The organism is Actinomadura luteofluorescens (assembly GCF_013409365.1).
In the GTDB taxonomy this organism is placed as follows: domain Bacteria; phylum Actinomycetota; class Actinomycetes; order Streptosporangiales; family Streptosporangiaceae; genus Spirillospora; species Spirillospora luteofluorescens.
Genome location: NZ_JACCBA010000001.1, coordinates 3418925 through 3437863 on the forward strand (window position 1 = coordinate 3418925; position 18939 = coordinate 3437863).

Consider the following 18939-nt stretch of genomic DNA (forward strand, 5'->3'; position numbering starts at 1 on the left):
TGAACGTTGAGATTATTTCCGATCTCAGGCGCGCAGGCGGCTGATCTCGTACAGGGCGATGCCCGCGGCGACTCCGGCGTTCAGCGACTCGGCCCTGCCCGGCATCGGGATCGTGACGAGCATGTCGCAGGTGTCGGCGACGAGACGTCCGAGACCCTTGCCCTCCGAGCCCACGACCAGCACGAACGGCCCCGAAGCAAGTTCCAGGTCGGCGACGGTCACGCCGCCGGCGGCGTCCAGGCCGGCGACGAAGCAGCCGGCCTTCTGGTAGGCCTTGAGCTGGCGGGAGAGGTTCGTGGCCTGCGCGACCGGGATGTTCGCGAGGGTGCCGGCGGACGACTTCCAGGCGCCGGCCGTGACCCCCGCCGCGCGACGCTCCGGGACGACCACGCCGGTCGCGCCGAACGCGGAGGCGGACCGCACGATCGCGCCGAGGTTGCGCGGGTCGGTGATGCCGTCCACCGCGACGACCAGGGGGGCCTTGCCCTTGAGCAGGTCGTCCGGGTGCGCGTACCGGTAGGGCTTGACCTGGAGCGCGATGCCCTGGTGGACGGAGCCGTCGGTCAGCCGGTCCAGCTCGTTCTTGCCGGTCTCCAGCAGCGGGATGCGGCGGTCGGCGGCGATCTGGATCGCCTCGCGCACCCGCTCGTCGTTGCCGGACATGACGTACAGGGCCGTGCCGGGGACGCCCGCGCGCAGCGCCTCGACGACCGGGTTGCGGCCCGTGACCAGCTCGGGGACCTCGCCGGTCGCGCGGCGCGCGCCCGCGGGACGCCCGGCCGGACGGTTCTCGGCCTGGCTCTGGGCGCGCGCGCCCGGCCCCAGCGTGGGGGTGCCGGTGCGCTTGGAGCTCTTGACGGCGCGGGCCTTCTGGCGCTTGCCGTGCCAGTGCCGGTCCTCGGCCTTGGGGGTGGGACCCTTGCCCTTGTTCTTGGCCATTGTCGGTTACGCCCCTCGCGACGATTGCGTGCTCGCCCCTGCCGGGCGGCTCAAGATCTCAGCGGACGGCGACGAACCCCCGCGAACGCTCGATTTTATCCGCCGCGCGGGGTGCGCCATGCACGGTCAGCCGCGCTTCAGCTCCCAGCGGGGGCCCTGCGGGGTGTCCTCGACGAGGACGCCGGCCTCCGACAGGCCGTCGCGGATCGCGTCGGCCGCCGGGTAGTCCTTGCGGGCGCGAGCCGCCTGCCGCTGCTCCAGCGCCACCTTGACCAGGGCGTCCACGACGGGGCGCAGGTCGTCCTCGCCCGAGGTCCGCCACTGCGGCGAGAGCGGGTCGATGCCGAGGGCGTCCGCCATCGCTCGGACGGCCGCCAGGCGCTCCCGCACCGCGTCGCGGTCGCCGGACGCCAGGGCGCTGTTGCCCTCCCGGACGTTCTCGTGGAGCGTCGCGAGCGCCTGAGGGACGCCCAGGTCGTCGTTCATCGCGGAAGCGAACGCCGCCGGGACGGAGGCCGGCGACCCGGCCCCCACCAGCTCCGATGCCCGCGTCACGAAGCCCTCGATGCGCTGGTAGGCGGAGACCGCCTCGGCGAGGGCGTCGTCGGTGTAGTCCATCAGCGACCGGTAGTGCGCCGAGGCGAGGTAGTAGCGCACCTCGACCGGACGGGCCTTGCCCAGCAGGTCGGGCAGCAGGACGACGTTGCCCACCGACTTGCTCATCTTCTCGCCGTCCACGGTGAGCAGGCCGTTGTGCAGCCAGTAGCGCGCGAAGCCGTCGCCCGCGGCGCGGGACTGCGCGATCTCGTTCTCGTGGTGCGGGAAGATCAGGTCGACGCCGCCGCCGTGGATGTCGAACACCGGGCCGAGGTAGCGGGTCGCCATCGCCGAGCACTCCAGGTGCCAGCCGGGGCGCCCGTCCCCCCAGGGCGTCTCCCAGGACGGCTCCCCCGGCTTCGCGCCCTTCCAGAGCGCGAAGTCGCGCGGGTCGCGTTTGAGGTCCTCGTTGGGGGTGTCGCCGGCGGAGCGCATGTTCTCCAGCCGCTGGTTCGACAGCGCGCCGTACTCGTCCGCCCAGGACTTGACGTCGAAGTACACGTCGCCGCCCGCGGCGTACGCGTGGCCCTTGTCGATCAGCCGGCGCATCAGGACGATCATCTCCGGGACGTGCCCGGTGGCGCGCGGCTCGATCGTCGGCGGCAGGCAGCCGAGCAGGTCGTAACCCTGGGTGAAGGTGCGCTGGTTGCCCTCGGCGACCGCGAACCACGGCACGCCCCGCTCCGCCGACACCGCGATGATCTTGTCGTCGACGTCGGTGACGTTGCGCGCGAACGTCACCTCGTAGCCGGACGCGCGCAGCCAGCGCAGCAGGACGTCGTAGATGACGCCCGAGCGCAGGTGCCCGATGTGGGGGGCCGCCTGCGGGGTCGCACCGCACACGTACATCCCCACGCGGCCCTCTTCCAGGGGCTCGAACGTGCGGACGCTACGGGTACCGGTGTCGTAAAGGCGCAGGCTCACGGGTTCAGGTTATTGGATCGGCGTCCGGCTACGTGGCGCATCGCACAGGCCGGACTCTGCCATCCGGCCGTCCCGCGGGGTCATTCCACCGGGAACGTCTCCGCCAGCCGGGCGGCGAACTCGGCGGCGTGCGGGCCGAAGCCGCCGTGGTCGCCGGGATAGATCTCGGCGGACGTTCCGAGCCGCTCCGCCAGCTCCAGCGCGGCCCGGTGAGGCGGCTCGCCCACGGAATCCGCCCCCGCCGCCGGGACGATCCGCACGGGCGACCCGCGCAGCGCCTCCACATCGGGCTCGTACCGCCCGAAGCCGGGCACCTCGTACCCGACGAAGAAGTCGGTGTTCTTCTCGAAGCGGGCGAACATCGCCTGCATCTCCGGGCTCGGCGGTTCCTGCTCCGCGGGCCCCTCCTCCTCGCCGCCGCCCATGCGGGACGCGTCGTCCGCGTGCGTCTCTACGCGCTGCCGCTCCGGCGGCCCGTCGATCGGGCTGCGCGAGTTGCCGCGCCGGTCGTACGTCACGACCGTGTACCGGTCGGCGAGCGGCCCGGAGAGACCGGCGAAGCCCGCCGCGTCGTCGATGCCGCCGCAGATCAGCAGCAGGACGGCCCGGAGCCGCGCACCTCGTAGTAGAGGGTCGCGCCGGGGACCTCAAGCTTTCCCATCGCTGTCTCCTTCGTTGAGCCGGGCGGCGCGGGACTCGAGGTAGCGCCGCTCGGGCAGGCTCGTGGTGCCGCGGGCGGCGTCCCGGTACGCCTCCCGCGCGGCCGGCGCGTCGCCGGCGGCCTCCAGCAGATGGGCCCGGACGGCCGCCAGCCGGTGATGTCCCTCCATCCGGGTGTCGCCGTCCAGCGCGCGCAGCAGGTCGAGGCCGGCGGACGGCCCGTCCACCATGGCCAGCGCGACGGCCTCGTTCAGCGTGACCATCGGGTTCGGCGCCAGGTGGGCCAGCACCCGGTACAGCGCGAGGATCTGCGGCCAGTCGGTGTCCTGCGGCCGGGCGGCCTCGGCGTGCACGGCGGCGATCGCTGCCTGCACCTGGTACGGGCCGGGCGGCGACCAGGTGAGCGCGTCGGTGATCAGCTCGGCGCCCTCCCGGATCTGCTCGGGGTCCCAGAGCGTCCGGTCCTGCTCGGTGAGCGGGACCAGGAGCCCGCCGCCCGCCGTGCGGGCCGCGCGGCGGGCGTCGGTGAGCAGCATCAGCGCGAGCAGCCCGGTCGCCTCCCCGTCGCCGGGCAGCAGCCGGTGCAGCGCCCGGGCGAGCCTGATCGCCTCGGCGGTGAGGTCCGCGCGCCGCAGGTCGGGCCCGCTGGACGCGGTGTACCCCTCGTTGAAGATCAGGTACAGCGTGTGCAGGACGGCCCGCAGCCGCTCGTCCCGCTCGTCCGGCGGCGGGGCCGCGAACCGCGCCCCCGCCGCCTTGATCTTCTGCTTCGCGCGGCTGATCCGCTGCGCCATCGTCGCCTCCGGGACGAGGAACGCGCGGGCGACCTGCGCCGTCGTCAGGCCGCCGACGGCCCGCAGCGTCAGCGCGACCTGCGAGGACGGCGACAGCGCCGGATGGCAGCACAGGAACAGCAGCGTCAGCGTGTCGTCGCGGTCGGCCGCACGGTGTTCATCCGGGCCGGGCTCGGCGGGCTCGTCCGCGGCCACGGCCGCCTCGCGGTCGCGGCGGGCCCGCTCGCTGCGCCACTGGTCGGTGAGCCGCCGGGTCGCGACGGTCAGCAGCCAGCCGCGCGGGTTCTCCGGAACGCCTTCCCCCGGCCACTGGACGGCGGCGGCGAGCAGCGCCTCCTGGACGGCGTCCTCGCACGCGTCGAAGGCGCCGTGCCGCCGCACGAGCGTGCCGAGCACCTGCGGCGCGAGGTCGCGCAGCAGGTCCTCGACGGCCGGGGGCGTCCTCACATCTCCGTCCCGGAGTCCTGCATGATCGCCCGGACCTCCAGGTAGCCGCCGTACTTGACGTCCGGCCAGCGGGCGGCGATCTCCAGGGCCCGCTCCTCGGTCTCGCAGTCCACGCTGACGTAGCCGGCGAAGTGCTCCTTGGCCTCCAGGAACGGGCCGTCCGTCACGGCCGGCCGCCCGTCCCTGACCGCCACGGTCCTGGTCAGGGACGGGTCGGCCAGCGCCGCCCCGCCGACCAGCTCGCCCGACTCCGACAGCTCGGTCATGATCGCCTCGACCTCGCCGAACAGCGCGGTCCGCTCCTGCTCGCTCAGCTCCTCCAGGAAGCCGGGACGGTTGTAGATCAGCAGCATGTACTTCACGGTGGTCTCCTCGTCGTCGTGCGGCCCGTCTCCGGGCCCGTTCGCAGGACGATCGGAGCGGCCGGCCGGTTCTCGACATCCCCGCCGAAAAAATCTTCAGAAATCTTCGACCAGGTCTCTGACCTGGTGACACAGGACGTTGAACGCTAGCGCGTCCGGCATCCGGGAGGCGACCGTCGCCAGATCCGCCCGGCCCGGGCGGGCGCGCACGGTCACCATCCCGCTCCCGATCACCACGTCCCGGACGGCGCTCCACGGCAGCCGCTCGCCGTCCTTCTCGACGCCGTCCAGGTCGACGGCGAAGGGGCCGATCCGGACGGACTCCCCCGCCTCCACCGACGTCAGGAGGCGCGGGACGATCCGGGCGGTCACCTCCTGGGCGACGGCCACGCCGAGCGTCCGGACGTCGGGGATGTCGTCGCCGAGCCGCAGCACGCTCCCGTCGTCGGCGACGACCGTGAAGCACCACCGGACGCGCCCGCCGGGCCCGCCCGGAACGCCGGCGACCGTCACCGAGACGAACTCGTCCCACGTGCGGGCCCCGCCGCCCTGCCCGGTGACCGCCAGGCCCCCGGTGTGGAGGGCGGCGACGCGGCCCCGGAAGCGCGGACGGTCGCGTCCCGCGATCCATCCGGCGGCGGCCGCGTAGCCCATCGACAGGAGCAGCGCCGGGACGCCCACCCACCACACGCGGGCGTGCAGGTACACGACGGCCGCCGGGACGAGCGCCGCGGCGGCCAGGCACAGCAGGGCCAGCCACGCCCAGGTCCGGCGGGCGGCGGCCCGCCCGTCGAAGATCCGGACCGGTTCGCCGAGCCGGTCCCGAGGGGACGCCACGACGCCGCTACCCGGCCGCGCGGGCCCGCGTGACACGCACGAACCTGCCGCACGCCATCACTGCCTCCCTTGCCCTGTCATCACCAATACCGTACGTCTCCCCACTTATAGTGCGCAGCGTCACAGTGATCACGAAGAACTTGCGGTTCGGCGGCGTCCCGGCTCGTTAATCTCGGCGGAGGACCCCTCCCATCCGGAACGAGAGACATGCCGACTGATCCGACCCGGCCCTCCTACACGCCCGTGCAGCGGCGGCTGCTCACCGCCGTCGCCGGTCTCGTCGTCGCCGCGCTCGCGGGCGGCGCGTTCGCGCTGACCTACGACGTGCTGCGCGAGCTCGCCGTCGCCGGCGGGGTGAGCCGCCGGTGGGCGCCGCTGTACCCGGCGATGGCCGACACCCTCACCGCCGTGACGATCCTGTCGCTCGTCGTCACCCGCAACGCCCGCTGGTGGACGCGGCTGCCGCGCTGGACGCTGCTGGTCCTGCTGCTCGCCGGGGGCGCCGCGGTCTCCGTCCAGCACTCGGTCCGCGGGTTCGGCCCGCTGCCGGACGACGCGGTCCGCACGGGCGTGGCGGTGGCGCCGCACGCCATGCTCGTGATCGCCGTCTGGCTGTGGCTGACGATGGTCAAGCAGATCCGGGTGGCGCGGCCCGCCGCCGGGGACGAGGCGCCGGTCGAGGCGCAGCGCGGCCACGTCAAGGTCCTCGGGCCCGCGGCGCCGCCGCTCGCGCTGGAGGCGCCCGCCGAGCCGGAACCAGAGCCGGAACCAGAGCCGGAACCGGAGCCGGTGAGCGAGCCCGAGCCCGAAATGCGGCGCGGGCCGATCCTGCCGTTCAAGGACGAGCCCGAGTGGCCCGCCGCCGAGAAGCCCGCGCCCGCGCCGGAGGAGTTCGCCCCCTTCGCCGCCGACGAGAGCCTGTCGTCGGAGCCGGCGCCGCCGCTGGACCCGCTGCCGCAGCCGCGCCCCCCGCTGGACGCGGTACCGGACCTGCTGCCGACGGACGTCGAACTCGTCCGGGGCCGCGACCGCGCCGCCGAGGAGCCCCCTGCCACCGCGACCACCCGCCCCGACCTCGTGATGCCCCCGCCCCAGGACGCCGGCGAGGACGCCGACGAGGACGATCACGACGGCCCGCCCGCCGACCGCGCCGAAGACCCCGACGCCGGAGACTCCGGCGCGGACGACCGTGCGGCCAGGGATGACTGGAACCCGCCGCCGTCGGGCAACTTCCGCAGCGGCCCCGTCCCACCCGCCGACTAGGGCTGTGTTTCAAAAGTCCCGGCCCACTTCGCTCGCCTGGCGGCTCGCTACGTGACCGGGCCTGGGCGAACGCGGCATCGCTTCGCGATCTGCCCGGCTCCGCTCGCCTCCGGCTTCGCTCCACCGGCCAGGTCACGCGTTCGCGTGCGTGGCCGAGGCCACCGCCCGCCTCCGGCCTCGCTCCACCGGCCAGGTCACGCGTTCGCGTGCGTGGCCGAGGCCACCGCCCGCCTCCGGCTCCGCTCCACCGGCCAGGTCACGCGTTCGCGTGCGTGGCCGAGGCCACCGCCCGCCTCCGGCTTCGCTCCACTGGGCAGGTCACGCGTTCGCGTGCAACCGAGGCCACGCCGAGACCGCCCCTCTAGGGAGCCCGGCACGGCCTCCGGGGCCTTTGCACTGATCTGGAAGTCTCCTTTTCCTTCCGCCGGGGCTGATCAGGCCGCACCGGGTGAAAGGGAGGCGGCGGGGGAAGGTATGGGTTCATGACGACCGTTTCGTGGGTCGAGAGCGGCCAGGGCGGCGGCTTCGGCATCGAGAACCTGCCGTACGGGGTCTTCTCGCGCCCGGGGGAACTGCCGCGCGTCGGCGTGGCCATCGGCGACCGCGTCCTCGACCTGGCGGAGATGTCGGCCGCGGGGCTGGTGGAGGACCGGCGGTACTTCGCCTCCGGGTCGCTGAACGCCTTCATGGTCGCGGGACGTGCCGCCTGGCAGGCGAACCGGGAGCGGGTGACGGAGCTCCTCACCGACGAGGCGTACCGCGGCCGGGTCGAGCCGCACCTGATCCCGGTCGCGGACGTGGAGATGCAGAGGCCGTTCGAGGTGGCCGACTACGTCGACTTCTACTCCTCGGAGCACCACGCGACGAACGCGGGACGGATCCTGCGGCCCAAGGGCGAGCCGCTGCCGCCGAACTGGAAGCACATGCCGGTCGCCTACCACGGCCGCTCCGGGACCGTGTACCCGACGGGAACGCCGATCATCCGGCCGTCCGGGCAGCGGCGGGCCGCAGACGCCCCGGAGCCGGCCTACGGCCCGTCGCGGCGCCTGGACTTCGAGGCGGAGGTCGGCTTCGTCGTCGGCGTCCCCTCCCCCGCCGGGCGCGGCGTCCCGGCCTCCGCGTTCCGCGACCACGTGTTCGGGTTCGTGCTGGTGAACGACTGGAGCGCGCGCGACCTGCAGATGTGGGAGTCGCAGCCGCTCGGCCCGTTCCTAGGCAAGTCGTTCGCGACGTCGGTCTCGTCGTGGGTCGTGCCGGTCGCGGCGCTGGAGCCCGCGCGCGTCCCGCCGCCCGTCCAGGACCCGGCGCCGCTGCCCTACCTGCGCTGCGACGAGCCGTGGGGCCTCGACCTGCACCTGGAGGTCCTGATCAACGGCCGGACGGCGGCGCGGCCGAAGTTCGCGTCGATGTACTGGACGCCGCCGCAGCAGCTCGCGCACGCCACGGTGAACGGCGCCCCGCTCCGCACGGGCGACCTGTTCGCGTCGGGCACGGTCTCGGGCCCCGAGCGCGGGGAGCGCGGCTGCATGCTGGAGCTCAGCTGGAACGGCCAGGAGCCCCTGCTGCTGGACGACGGTACGGAGCGCACGTTCCTGGAGGACGGCGACACCGTGACGCTCCGAGCGCAGGCTCCGGGCGCCTCCGGTTCCCGCATCGCCCTGGGCGAGGTGACGGGCACCGTCCTCCCGGCCCTGGCGTAGGCGCCCGTTACGGGGGAGGGAGAACGAGAGCGTTGGCGATGGCGGCGAGGCCCTCGCCCCGCCCCGTCAGGCCCAGGCCGTCGGTGGTGGTGGCGGAGACGGTCACCGGGGCGCCGGACAGGGCCTCGGTGAGGGTCTTCTCCGCCTCGGCGCGCCGTTTGCCGATCTTGGGACGGTTGCCGATGACCTGGACGGAGACGTTGCCGATGGTGAAGCCCGCCTCGTCGGCGAGGCGGGCGACCTCGCGCAGGAGGACGACGCCGGAGGCGCCGGACCAGCGCGGGTCGGAGGTGCCGAAGACGGCGCCGAGGTCACCGAGACCGCAGGCCGACAGGAGCGCGTCACAGGCGGCGTGCGCGGCGACGTCGCCGTCGGAGTGCCCGGCGAGACCGTGGCCCTCACCGGGCCATTCGAGCCCGGCGACCCACAGGGGCCGGGGCTCGGACGAGAACGGGTGGACGTCGGTACCGACGCCCACCCGAGGGAGCCGTTGGTTCAACGCGGTCGGCCGCTCAGCTGGCCAGGACCTCGTCGAGCAGGGCCTCTGCCTTGTCCTCGTTGGTCTTCTCGGCGAGCGCGAGCTCGCTGACCAGGATCTGGCGCGCCTTGGCGAGCATCCGCTTCTCACCCGCGGACAGCCCGCGCTCCTTGTCGCGCCGCCAGAGGTCGCGAACGACCTCCGCGACCTTGTTGACATCGCCGGAGGCGAGCTTCTCAAGATTCGCCTTGTACCGGCGGGACCAGTTGGTGGGCTCCTCGGTGTAGGGTGCGCGAAGCACCTCGAACACCTTCTCCAGCCCGTCCTGGCCGACGACGTCCCGGACGCCCACGTCCTCGACGTTCTCGACCGGGACCCGTACCGTCAGGTCACCCTTGTCAACCTTCAGGACCAGGTAGGTCCTGTCCTCACCCTTGATGGTGCGAGTCTCGATGGCCTCGATCCGAGCAGCCCCATGGTGGGGGTAGACGACGGTGTCGCCGACCTGGAAAGTCATGTGACAAGTACCCCTTCCGCTAGAACCAGGGTAGCACGGAAACGAGCGTGCCCGAACCCGCCTTCCCGACAAATGCGCAGGTCAAGCCACATATTGAGGTATTGACAAACCCCTTTAATGGTGCATCGCCGACCAGTTCTCCCCACCCAGCGTAGCCGGAAGAACACCGCGATCTCGCCCCCGCGCCTTTACCGGTAAGCGCCCCCTGGTTACAAGCCTCGTTCCGCCGGCGGTGCGGACGGGTTCCATACTGGGATGTGAGCACCCTGGGCCGCGCGGGTACGAAGCGCCCGGAAGGGTCTTAATAGGACACGGCATGGGGACGCGCGTCCCGCGGGAACACCGGATCGGCGAGGGAGGTGCCGCGTGAGGCCGGACGGCGGCGACCCGGAGCCCGACGACTACGGGCTCCCACGCGTTGACGTCGTCGTGCCCGATGACGCCCGCGAGCTGGAGCGGGACGTCGCCGCCTACCACCGGGAGAGGCGCCGGCGGCGCCGCAGGGCCCGGGCGCGGCGGCTGTACCGCCCGCTGACCCGGTTCGGGGTCGCCGTCCCGATCATCGCGGGCGCGCTGCTGGTCGCGCTGCTGAGCGGCGTCCTGATGACGGCGTTCGGTCCCCGTCCCGCGCCCCGGCCGACGACCGCCCAGCTGGCCCCGCGCCCCACCGCGAGCCCCGGAAGGGTCGGCGGGCTGCTGCCCGACCGCCGGGTCGACCTCGTGACCGCCGGCCGCGCCTCCAAGCCCCTGCGGGACCTGCGCCCCGGCGTGATCGCCGTCGTCCCGCCCGGGTACCGGTGCGAGGGCCTGGTGGCGGAGCTGGCCGGACGGACGCAGGAGTACACCCTCACCTTCTGGCTCGTCGCCGACCCGCGCCCGGCGGGCGACAGGAAGCCCATGCCGCTCAAGGAACTCAAGGCGTGCGCGGGCACCGCCCACAACGGGACGCCGCAGATCCTGGAGGACCGCGCGGGCGTCCTGGCCGGCGCCTACTCGCCCGCCCCCGGCACGCCCGGCCCGACGGGCACCGGCATCACCGCCGTCTTCGTGCAGCCGGACGGCCTGGTCACCGAGGTCGTCCGCGCGCCCCGGCCCGGCCCCGAGCTCACCGTGAAGATCAAGAGTCTCGGCTCCGGTTAGGCATCCAGCGCCAGGCGTGTCGGCCACCCCGGGGAGGGGTCACCGGCAGGACCTCGCTACGCTTCCCCTGGCGTATCTCACGCCAGCCTCACAACTTCCTGAAGCCACCTCTTCATCTGATATTTCGCGAGGAGACCGCCGCCGTGATCCGAAACAGCCGTCGAATGGTCGTGCTCGCCGTCGCGGGCGCCGTCGCCATCGCGCCGGTGGTCTCCGGCTGCGGCGCCGGCGAGAAGCCCCAGTCCGCCGCCCCCACCCAGCTCACCGAGGGCGTCAACGTGTCGGTGCCGAAGGACAAGCCGGGCGCGGCGCAGATCGACCTGCGCCACATGTTCCTGCTGGCTCCCGAGGCGGGACGCCCCGTCCCCGCGGGCACGTCCCTGGCCCTCTACGGTGTGGTCATCAACCAGGTGAAGGGCCGGCAGGACCGCCTGGTCTCGGTCAGCAGCCCGGCGTTCGGCGCCGAGGCGAAGATCCAGGGCGGCGCGCTCACCCTGCCGCCCGCCGCCCCGGACGGGACGGGCAGCTTCACCAAGCTGCTGGGCAAGCCTTCCGCGACCCCCACCCCGCAACAGCAGCAGCAGGGCGGCAAGAAGAAGACGCAGCAGCCGGGCGCCACCCCGACCGGCGGCACGCCCTCCGGCCCGGCCGCGCCTTCCGGCCCGGCCGCGCCTTCCGGCGGCGCTACCCCCGAGCCGACCGGTCAGGGCGCGACGCCGAACGTGTCCGAGACCCCCACCTCGCAGAACACGACGGGCCCGCAGGGCGGCGGTCCGTCGGCCACGCCGGGCACCGGCGGGGAGCAGCCGCTGATCGTGCTGCCCCAGCTCGGCAAGGAGCTGCTCGCCGGGGCCACGGTCCCGCTGACGATGCGGTTCGAGCGCGCCGGATCCGTCGAGTTCCAGGTGCCCGTCGTCGCGCGGCAGGACGAGTTCAGCGGCTACCCGCTGCCCATGACCCCCGCCACGCCGCAGTCCCCCGGCGGCCAGCAGTCCCCCGGCGGTCAGACGCCCGGTCAGACGCCCGGCCAGACCCCCGGCGGTGAGGCGAGCGCGTCGCCGTCCCCGGGCGCCGAGCAGGGCGGCCCGGAGTCGTCGCCGACCCCGGCCACCACGGAGACCCCGGCCGCCGGCTGACCCGCCGCCCCGGCACACATACAAGAGAACGGCCCGTCCCACCCGGGACGGGCCGTTCCTCATTTCTGCCGCCGATCGAACTTCGACATCGGGACGTGGCCGGAGTCATGGATGCGCGATCCCCTCGCCTTGGGACGGTAGATGCCGGATCGAGTCGCGCGTACCTGCGCGCGCCACAAACCGGGAGTCTTCCAATGACGAAATTCATGATCGTCCGCAGCGCCGCCTTCATCCGCAGCGCTGTCATCGGCGCCGTCCTCGTCATCGCGGGCGCCGTCATCACCGGCATCTGCGCCGCCGTCATGAGCAACGGCGACCAGAACGGCATCCTCGGCTTCAAGGGCCTCGTCGCCCTTGCCATCTGCGCCGCCGCGGGCGCCGGCATCCTCGTCGCCGTCAGCGGCATCATCAATCTGGCCGACGGCGTCGGCTTCACCTGGCCCACTGCGCTCGCCGCTGTGGAGGTCCTCGTCACGATGGGCCTCAACCTCGTCGTCGGGGGCGTCGTCGGGGCCGTCTGCGGGTCTGCGTTCTTCGACCGCATCCTCGTCGGCGATCTCTTCTTCAACACCTACGTCGGCGGTCTGTTCGGCTTCGGCTGTGCCTGCACCATGGCCATGGGCGGCCTCGCGGCCTGGTCCCGGATCAACCGCTAGACCCACCTGCGAGGACCCGGCGGCACGCCGCCGGGTCCTCGCCCTCGTCTCTAGGGCTCGAACTTGTAGCCGAGGCCTCGGACGGTGACGATGAAGCGGGGGGTGGACGGCACTTCCTCGACCTTGGCGCGGAGCCGCTTGATGTGGACGTCCAGCGTCTTGGTGTCGCCCACGTAGTCGGCGCCCCACACGCGGTCGATCAGCTGCATCCGGGTGAGGACGCGGCCGGCGTTGCGCAGCAGCACCTCCAGCAGCTCGAACTCCTTGAGCGGGAGCTGGACGGCCTCGCCGCCCACGCTGACCACGTGGCGTTCCACGTCCATCCGGACCGGGCCGGCCTCCAGCGTCGCCGGGGTCGGCTCCTCGACCTCGCCCTGGCGGCGCAGCACGGCCCTCATCCGGGCGATCAGCTCCCGGGTGGAGAACGGCTTGGTGACGTAGTCGTCGGCGCCGAGCTCCAGGCCGACGACCTTGTCGACCTCGCTGTCCTTGGCGGTCAGCATGATGACCGGGACGCTGGAACGGGCGCGCAGCTCGCGGCACACCTCGGTGCCGGGCAGCCCGGGCAGCATCAGGTCGAGCAGCACGAGGTCGGCACCGTTGCGCTCGAAGATGTCCAGCGCGTCGGGGCCCGTGGCGGCGACGGCCACCTCGAAGCCCTCCTTGCGCAGGTTGTACGACAGTGCGTCGCTGAAGGACTCCTCGTCTTCCACGACGAGCACGCGGGTCACGGTGTTGCCTCCCGGGCGGTGTTCTCTGGGGCTTGATAGGCGGTCGCGCCGGCCGTCCGGCGGCGGGGCGTGTCGATCAGGGGGAGCCGGATCGTGAACGTCGACCCGTGCCCCTCCTTGCTCCACACCGTGACGTCGCCGCCGTGCTTGCTGGTGACGTGCTTGACGATGGCGAGGCCGAGGCCGGTGCCGCCGGTCTGGCGGGAGCGGGCGGGGTCGACCCGGTAGAACCTCTCGAAGATCCGCTCGATCTCGGCCTCCGGGATGCCGATGCCCTGGTCGGTCACGTTGATCTCGACGTGCGTCTCGTCGCACCGGCGGGTCGACACGACCACCCGGGTGTGCTCGGGGCTGTAGGCGACGGCGTTGTCGACGAGGTTGCGCAGCGCGGTGACCAGCAGCTCCTGGTCGGCGCGGACCCGCAGCCCGTCCTCGCCGCCGGACGCGAGCTGGATGTCCTTGGCGACCGCCTTGATCTGGCAGCGGTCGAGCGCCTCGGCCATCACCTCGTCGAGGGTGATGGGGGTCAGTTCGGGCAGCGGCTCGTCGCCCTGGACGCGCGACAGCGTCATCAGGTCCTGGACGAGGTTGTTCAGCCGCACCGACTCGTACTGCATCCGGCCGGCGAACCGGCGGACGGCCTCGGGGTCGTCGGCGGCTCCCTCGACGGTCTCGGCCAGCAGGGACAGGGCGCCCACCGGGGTCTTCAGCTCGTGGCTGACGTTCGCCACGAAGTCGCGGCGGATCGCCTCGGTGCGGCGCATGTCGGTGAGGTCCTCGGCGAGCACGAGGACGAGCCCGTGCGACCCGAGGGGCGCGACGCGGACCGCGAACCAGCGCCCTTCGGCCCGGCGGCGGCCGCCGCTCGGGCCGACCTGTATCTCGATCTCGCGGATCTCCCCGTCGCGGCGGACGAGCCGGGTCATCGCGATCACCTCGTCCACCACCAGGTGGTCGCCGCTGACCAGGCCGTACGCCCGCGCCGCCGAACTGGCCCGCAGCACCCGGTCCTCGCCGTCCACCACGACGGCAGAGGACCGCAGGACGCTCAGCACCGAGGCGACGCCCGGCGGCAGGCTGCCCACCGGGTTCGTCGCAACCGCCGTCCGCTGGGCACGCTCGCTCACCCGCACCGCCAATCCAGTCGCGAGCCCGATCGCGAGCCCGGCGAGCCCGGTGAGGCTCGCGACAATCTCGACCTCCACACCTCGGATCGTAAGCGGCGTTCGGAGCGACGCTTCCCGCCTGGCCTGGTCAGCGCCTTCTCGTTACCCGAAAGTTCACCTTTCCCTCCGGATGCGTTCACGCCCGTGGGGCAAAGTGTGGCGTGGGCGAGTCCGCCCTGCCCGCCCGTTCACATCGAAGGATTCTCAAGTGCGCGACGCCTACCACGAGGAACTCGACTCCCTCACCGACAGCCTGGTGGAGATGACCCGCCTCGTCCGGTCCGCGATGGCCCGCGCGGTGACCGCCCTCCTGGACGCCGACCTGCGGCTGTCGGAGGAGGTCATCAGCGGGGACGAGCACGTCAACAAGATCGACGCCGCCATCGAGGCGACGGTGTTCGACCTGATGGCCCGCCAGCAGCCGGTCGCCGGCGACCTGCGGACCCTGATCACGGCGCTGCGGATGAGCGGCGACCTGGAGCGCATGGGCGACCTCGCCGTGCACATCGCCAAGACGGCCCGGCGCCGCCACCCCGAGTCGGCCGTCCCGCCCGAGCTGCAGGCGATCGTCCTGGAGATGGGGCAGATCGCCGAGCGGATGATCGCCAAGACGGGCAGCGTGATCGCGTCCCAGGACGTCGAGATGGGCCTGGAGCTGGACGCCGACGACGACCAGATGGACCGCCTGCACCGCCGCCTGTTCGACATGCTGCTGTCCCCGAAGTGGCGGCACGGCGTCGAGCCGGCCGTCGACATCACGCTCGCCGGGCGCTACTTCGAGCGCTTCGCCGACCACGCCGTGCACGTCGCGGAGAACGTCGTCTACCTGGTGACCGGCCAGCGGCCCGAGGAGATCATCGACTCGGCCTGAACCGGCCGGCGCGGCCCGGGCCCCGCGGGTCTGGACGGCTTGATCAACGTTCGTTAGCTTGCGCGTCATGGGACCGATGCGGGCGCTGGGCCGGGCGATCACGGTGGCCGGGGTGTGCGGGGCGGTGATGGCGGCCGCCCTCGGGGTGCCGGGCGCCGCGTCGGAGCGGCAGTCGCCGGGGGCCCGCGGGCCCGCCTGGCGGCTCACGCCGACCGGGAGCGAGGCGCGGTTCCGCGGCCTCGCGGCGGTCGGCCGCGAGACCGCGTGGCTGGCGGGCAGCGGCGGGACCGTGCTGCGGACGACGGACGGCGGCCGCACGTGGCGCGACGTCGCCCCGGCGGGCGCGCGGGGCCTGGAGTTCCGCGACGTCGAGGCGTTCGACGCGCGGCGGGCGGTCGTGCTGGCCATCGGCGAGGGCGACGCGTCCCGCGTCTACCGGACCTCGGACGGCGGCGCCACCTGGACGCTCGGCTTCGAGAACGACGATCCGAGGGCGTTCTACGACTGCGTCACGTTCTTCGACTCCAGGCACGGGCTTGCCGTCAGCGACCCCGTGGACGGCCGGTTCCGGATCATCTCCACCGGCGACGCGGGCCGCAGCTGGCGGGTCCTGCCGTCCGAGGGCATGCCCCCGGCGCTGGAGGGCGAGGCCGGGTTCGCCGCCAGCGGGCAGTGCCTGGTGAGCCACGGGTCGCGGGACGTGTGGCTGGCGACGGGCGGGGCGTCGCGGTCGCGCGTGTTCCACTCCGGTGACCGCGGCCTCACCTGGACCGTCGCCGACACGCCGCTGCCGTCCAGCGCGTCCCAGGGCGTGTTCGCGGTGGCGTTCCGCGACTCCCGGCACGGCGTCGCCGTCGGCGGCGACTACCGGCCGGGGCAGCCGTCCCCGGCGGCCGCGGCGACGACCAGCGACGGGGGCCGCACGTGGCGTCCGGCGCACCGCCCGCCGGCCGAGTACCGGTCGGGCGCGGTGTGGCCGGCGTATGCGGGCCCGGCCGCGCTGGCGGTGGGCCCCACGGGCAGCGACGGCACCCTCGACGGAGGCCGCACCTGGACCCGGTTCGACACCGGGAGCTTCGACACCGTCGACTGCGCGCCCGACGGTGGCTGCTGGGCGGCGGGCGAGAAGGGCCGCGCCGCCCGCCTCACCTTCACCCGCTAGCCGCGTCGCCGGCTAGGCGGACTCTCCCAGGAGCGACCGGAGGAGGTCGCGCAGGGACTCCTGCTGGGCCGGGGCGAGCGCGGTCAGCGGCGAGTCGGCGTCGAGCCGTTCGAGGACGTCGGCGCGGCAGCGTTCGCCGTCCGGCGTGAGGACGATCTGCTTGGCGCGGCGGTCGGTGGGGTGGGGGCGGCGCTCGACGAGGCCCTGCCCTTCGAGGCGGTCGACCAGGAAGGTCGCGTTCGACGCCTCGCACGCCATGCGGTGGGCGAGCTCGCGCGCCGTGATCGGCTCGGACAGCTCGCGGAGCGCGACGACCTGGGCCGCGGTCATGCCCACCTCGTCGGCGACCCGCCGGGCGTGGACGTCGAGCCGCTGCGCGAACCGGTGGACCAGCTTGCACACGTCCCGTTCCATCTGCTCGCGCATGCCCCGAGTGTAGCGCCTGTACTTCGAATCATGATATTGCTAATTCGCATCATCCGAGTTCGAAGTAAATGGAGTCGCGCGTGCCCCCTTCCCTCCTGTCCCTCATGCTGGTCGTCTTCGGCCTGACCACCGGCGAGTTCGTCATCGCGGGCATCCTGCCGGACGTGGCGGCGGACCTCGGCGTCTCGGTGCCCGCCGCCGGACGCCTGGTGAGCGCCTACGCGCTCGGCATGATCGTCGGCGGTCCGGTCGTCACCGTGCTGACCGCGCGGGTGCCGCGCAAACCGCTCGTCATCGGCCTCATCGCCGTGTCGGTCCTCGGGAACCTCGGCTCCGCCCTGGCGCCGAACTACCCGGTGCTGCTCGCGGCGCGGTTCGCCGCGGGACTGGTCGTGGCCACGTTCTTCGCCGTCGCCATCGCCACCGCCGCCTCCATGGCCCCCGCGGGCCGGGAGTCCTCCACCATCGCGAAGGTGGCGCTCGGGCTGAACCTCGGCATCGTCCTCGGCGCCCCGCTGGGCACCGTGATCGGCCAGACCCTCGGCTGGCGGGCGACCTTCGGCTCGGTCGCCGCGCTGACCACCGTGGGCCTGCTCATGGTGCTGCGCTTCGTGCCCGCCCTGCCCGCCGCCGCGACCGGTCCGCTCTGGGGCGAGCTGCGCGTGTTCGCGGGACGGGACGTCCGCCTGGCCATCGCGCTCACCGCGCTGGGCAACGTGGGCGTGGTGACCGTCTTCACCTACATCGCCCCGCTGCTCACCGAGGTCGGCGGGTTCCCCGAGGGCGCCGTCCCGGTGCTGCTCCTGGTGTACGGCGCCGGCGCGGTCGCCGGCAACTTCCTCGGCGGCAGGCTCTCGGACCGGGCCCTGATGCCGTCACTGGCCTGGCTCCTCGGCGCGCTGGCCGCCGCGCTGGCGCTGTTCTGGGCGGTCGGCGGGGCCCGGCCGCCCGCCGCCGTGATGACGTTCGCGCTCGGCCTGCTGGCCTTCGCGATCCTCCCGGGCATGCAGACCCGCGTCCTGACCTCGGCGGGCGCGGCCCCGACGCTGGCGGTGGCCGTGAACGCCTCCGCGTTCCAGGTCGCCGCCGCGTTCGCCGGCTGGCTCGGCGGGACGCTGATCGACGGGCCGGGCCCGCGCTCTCTCCTGCCCGTCGCGGCCGCGCTCACCGTCGCCGGGCTCGCCGTGGCCGTGCACATTCACCGCGGCGACCGCGCGGCCGTTCCCGCGAGCGCCGGCTCCGGGTGACCTCGCCGGTCCGCGTCCGGCATGCGAGGGGCCGCCGGGGGCGGCCCCTCCGCGGCTACTTGCGCTTGCCGCGCCTGGACTTGCGCTCGTCCTTCGGCTCGGGGGCCTTCGCGGCGGGCTTGGCGGCGCTCCCGCCCTTGGCGGCGCCCTGGTTCTTGACGGCCTCGATGGCGGCCTTGGCGGCGGCCGGGTCGAGGTACTCGCCGCCGCGCTTGAGCGGGGAGAAGTCGTCGTCCAGCTCGTAGACGAGCGGGATGCCGGTGGGGATGTTCAGGCCGACGATCTTCTCGTCGGAGATGTCGTCCAGGTGCTTGACCAGGGCGCGCAGCGAGTTGCCGTGCGCGGCGACCATGACGGTCTTCCCGGCGGCCAGGTCGGGGACGACCGAGTCGTACCAGTACGGCAGCATGCGGTCGACGACGTCGGCGAGGCACTCCGAGCGCGGGATGAGCTCGGACGGCAGCTCGGCGTAGCGCAGGTCGTTGACCTGGGACAGGGGGTCGTCGTCCTTGATGGGCGGCGGCGGGGTGTCGTAGGAGCGGCGCCAGGTCATGAACTGCTCTTCGCCGAACTCCTCGCGCGTCTGCGCCTTGTTCTTGCCCTGGAGGGCGCCGTAGTGGCGCTCGTTGAGGCGCCAGGAGCGCTTCACCGGGATCCAGAGCAGGTCCGCCACGTCGAGAGCGATGTTGGCGGTGCGGATGGCCCGCTTCAGCAGGGAGGTGTGGAGCACGTCGGGGGTGATGTCGGCGTCGAGCAGCAGGTCGCCGCCCTTGGTCGCCTCGCTCTCGCCCTTCGCGGAGAGGTCGACGTCCACCCAGCCGGTGAACAGCCCTTCCGCGTTCCAGACGCTTTCGCCATGCCGGAGCAATACCAGGGTCGCCATGGC

General features: G+C 73.3%; 20 protein-coding genes. 8 read left to right on the forward strand and 12 right to left on the reverse strand.

Annotated features, from left to right (window positions below; all coding sequences use genetic code 11):
• Nucleotides 1–24 precede the first annotated feature (24 nt).
• From rlmB to BJY14_RS15760, 6 genes are all read right to left on the reverse strand, one after another.
• Entirely contained in the window at nucleotides 25–939 is a 915-nt protein-coding gene (rlmB, locus tag BJY14_RS15735) for a 23S rRNA (guanosine(2251)-2'-O)-methyltransferase RlmB (RefSeq protein ID WP_179844291.1), read from the reverse strand.
• A 126-nt stretch (nucleotides 940–1065) separates the two neighbouring features.
• Nucleotides 1066–2460, reverse strand: coding sequence for a cysteine--tRNA ligase (gene cysS / locus BJY14_RS15740; RefSeq protein ID WP_179844292.1), 1395 nt, complete (start codon nucleotides 2458–2460; stop codon nucleotides 1066–1068).
• A gap of 80 nt (nucleotides 2461–2540) precedes the next feature.
• Nucleotides 2541–2978, reverse strand: a complete 438-nt coding sequence (locus BJY14_RS15745; protein ID WP_246395933.1) for a hypothetical protein — start codon at nucleotides 2976–2978, stop codon at nucleotides 2541–2543.
• 129 nt (nucleotides 2979–3107) lie between these two features.
• A complete protein-coding gene (locus tag BJY14_RS15750) occupies nucleotides 3108–4361 on the reverse strand; it encodes an RNA polymerase sigma factor (protein WP_179844293.1) in 1254 nt (417 codons plus the stop codon).
• Nucleotides 4358–4714, reverse strand: coding sequence for a YciI family protein (locus tag BJY14_RS15755; protein WP_218906492.1), 357 nt, complete (start codon nucleotides 4712–4714; stop codon nucleotides 4358–4360). The genes BJY14_RS15750 and BJY14_RS15755 overlap by 4 nt, the downstream gene beginning before the upstream one ends.
• Before the next feature lie 105 nt (nucleotides 4715–4819).
• The gene (locus BJY14_RS15760) at nucleotides 4820–5560 is read right to left on the reverse strand and encodes a DUF6585 family protein (protein ID WP_218905402.1); all 741 of its coding nucleotides are present in this window, start codon (nucleotides 5558–5560) and stop codon (nucleotides 4820–4822) included.
• Between the two features lie 207 nt (nucleotides 5561–5767).
• Here BJY14_RS15760 and BJY14_RS15765 point away from each other — a divergent pair, with 207 nt between their 5' ends.
• Entirely contained in the window at nucleotides 5768–6823 is a 1056-nt protein-coding gene (locus tag BJY14_RS15765) for a DUF2637 domain-containing protein (RefSeq protein ID WP_179844296.1), read from the forward strand.
• Between the two features lie 482 nt (nucleotides 6824–7305).
• A complete protein-coding gene (fahA, locus tag BJY14_RS15770) occupies nucleotides 7306–8523 on the forward strand; it encodes a fumarylacetoacetase (protein WP_179844297.1) in 1218 nt (405 codons plus the stop codon).
• A 7-nt stretch (nucleotides 8524–8530) separates the two neighbouring features.
• Here fahA and ispF read toward each other — a convergent pair whose 3' ends face one another.
• Nucleotides 8531–9001 carry a 2-C-methyl-D-erythritol 2,4-cyclodiphosphate synthase gene (gene ispF / locus BJY14_RS15775; RefSeq protein WP_312879249.1) on the reverse strand — a complete coding sequence of 157 codons (471 nt, stop codon included), beginning with the start codon at nucleotides 8999–9001 and terminating at the stop codon, nucleotides 8531–8533.
• 34 nt (nucleotides 9002–9035) lie between these two features.
• Nucleotides 9036–9518 (reverse strand): CarD family transcriptional regulator, encoded by a 483-nt coding sequence (locus tag BJY14_RS15780; protein ID WP_021599843.1) that lies wholly within the window; start codon nucleotides 9516–9518, stop codon nucleotides 9036–9038.
• Between the two features lie 366 nt (nucleotides 9519–9884).
• Between BJY14_RS15780 and BJY14_RS15785 the strand changes: the two genes are divergently transcribed.
• The 3 genes from BJY14_RS15785 to BJY14_RS15795 all read left to right on the forward strand — a co-directional run bounded on the left by BJY14_RS15785 (nucleotide 9885) and on the right by BJY14_RS15795 (nucleotide 12450).
• Entirely contained in the window at nucleotides 9885–10658 is a 774-nt protein-coding gene (locus BJY14_RS15785) for a hypothetical protein (protein WP_179844299.1), read from the forward strand.
• A gap of 143 nt (nucleotides 10659–10801) precedes the next feature.
• Nucleotides 10802–11794, forward strand: a complete 993-nt coding sequence (locus tag BJY14_RS15790) for a copper chaperone PCu(A)C (RefSeq protein ID WP_179844300.1) — start codon at nucleotides 10802–10804, stop codon at nucleotides 11792–11794.
• Nucleotides 11795–11988: 194 nt separating this feature from the next.
• Nucleotides 11989–12450 (forward strand): hypothetical protein, encoded by a 462-nt coding sequence (locus BJY14_RS15795; RefSeq protein ID WP_179844301.1) that lies wholly within the window; start codon nucleotides 11989–11991, stop codon nucleotides 12448–12450.
• Nucleotides 12451–12500: 50 nt separating this feature from the next.
• Here the strand turns inward: BJY14_RS15795 and BJY14_RS15800 are convergent, their stop codons facing one another.
• Together BJY14_RS15800 and BJY14_RS15805 are read right to left on the reverse strand one after the other, a co-directional pair.
• Nucleotides 12501–13172: a response regulator gene (locus BJY14_RS15800; RefSeq protein WP_479683714.1), complete on the reverse strand. Its 672-nt coding sequence runs from the start codon at nucleotides 13170–13172 to the stop codon at nucleotides 12501–12503.
• A 5-nt stretch (nucleotides 13173–13177) separates the two neighbouring features.
• On the reverse strand, nucleotides 13178–14386 hold the full coding sequence (locus BJY14_RS15805) for a sensor histidine kinase (protein WP_179844303.1): 1209 nt from the start codon (nucleotides 14384–14386) through the stop codon (nucleotides 13178–13180).
• A gap of 169 nt (nucleotides 14387–14555) precedes the next feature.
• On the opposite strand from BJY14_RS15805, the gene phoU reads away from it, so the two are divergent.
• Nucleotides 14556–15218: a phosphate signaling complex protein PhoU gene (gene phoU / locus BJY14_RS15810; protein WP_179844304.1), complete on the forward strand. Its 663-nt coding sequence runs from the start codon at nucleotides 14556–14558 to the stop codon at nucleotides 15216–15218.
• A 67-nt stretch (nucleotides 15219–15285) separates the two neighbouring features.
• Nucleotides 15286–16380 (forward strand): WD40/YVTN/BNR-like repeat-containing protein, encoded by a 1095-nt coding sequence (locus tag BJY14_RS15815; protein WP_218905406.1) that lies wholly within the window; start codon nucleotides 15286–15288, stop codon nucleotides 16378–16380.
• Nucleotides 16381–16392: 12 nt separating this feature from the next.
• Here the strand turns inward: BJY14_RS15815 and BJY14_RS15820 are convergent, their stop codons facing one another.
• Complete coding sequence (locus tag BJY14_RS15820; protein WP_179844305.1) at nucleotides 16393–16806, reverse strand: MarR family winged helix-turn-helix transcriptional regulator; 414 nt, start codon at nucleotides 16804–16806, stop codon at nucleotides 16393–16395.
• Between the two features lie 80 nt (nucleotides 16807–16886).
• Between BJY14_RS15820 and BJY14_RS15825 the strand changes: the two genes are divergently transcribed.
• On the forward strand, nucleotides 16887–18053 hold the full coding sequence (locus BJY14_RS15825) for an MFS transporter (protein WP_218905408.1): 1167 nt from the start codon (nucleotides 16887–16889) through the stop codon (nucleotides 18051–18053).
• A 55-nt stretch (nucleotides 18054–18108) separates the two neighbouring features.
• On the opposite strand, the gene BJY14_RS15830 is transcribed toward BJY14_RS15825, so the two are convergent.
• Nucleotides 18109–18936, reverse strand: a complete 828-nt coding sequence (locus BJY14_RS15830) for a phosphoglyceromutase (RefSeq protein WP_179844307.1) — start codon at nucleotides 18934–18936, stop codon at nucleotides 18109–18111.
• Nucleotides 18937–18939 lie beyond the last annotated feature (3 nt).

Coding starts and splice junctions, on each gene's coding strand:
- rlmB (WP_179844291.1), bottom strand. CDS start 939: ATGGCCAAGAACAAGGGCAAGGGTCCCACCCCCAAGGCCGAGGACCGG.
- BJY14_RS15755 (WP_218906492.1), bottom strand. CDS start 4,714: ATGCTGCTGATCTACAACCGTCCCGGCTTCCTGGAGGAGCTGAGCGAG.
- BJY14_RS15765 (WP_179844296.1), top strand. CDS start 5,768: ATGCCGACTGATCCGACCCGGCCCTCCTACACGCCCGTGCAGCGGCGG.
- fahA (WP_179844297.1), top strand. CDS start 7,306: ATGACGACCGTTTCGTGGGTCGAGAGCGGCCAGGGCGGCGGCTTCGGC.
- BJY14_RS15780 (WP_021599843.1), bottom strand. CDS start 9,518: ATGACTTTCCAGGTCGGCGACACCGTCGTCTACCCCCACCATGGGGCT.
- BJY14_RS15795 (WP_179844301.1), top strand. CDS start 11,989: ATGACGAAATTCATGATCGTCCGCAGCGCCGCCTTCATCCGCAGCGCT.
- BJY14_RS15815 (WP_218905406.1), top strand. CDS start 15,286: ATGGGACCGATGCGGGCGCTGGGCCGGGCGATCACGGTGGCCGGGGTG.
- BJY14_RS15820 (WP_179844305.1), bottom strand. CDS start 16,806: ATGCGCGAGCAGATGGAACGGGACGTGTGCAAGCTGGTCCACCGGTTC.
- BJY14_RS15830 (WP_179844307.1), bottom strand. CDS start 18,936: ATGGCGACCCTGGTATTGCTCCGGCATGGCGAAAGCGTCTGGAACGCG.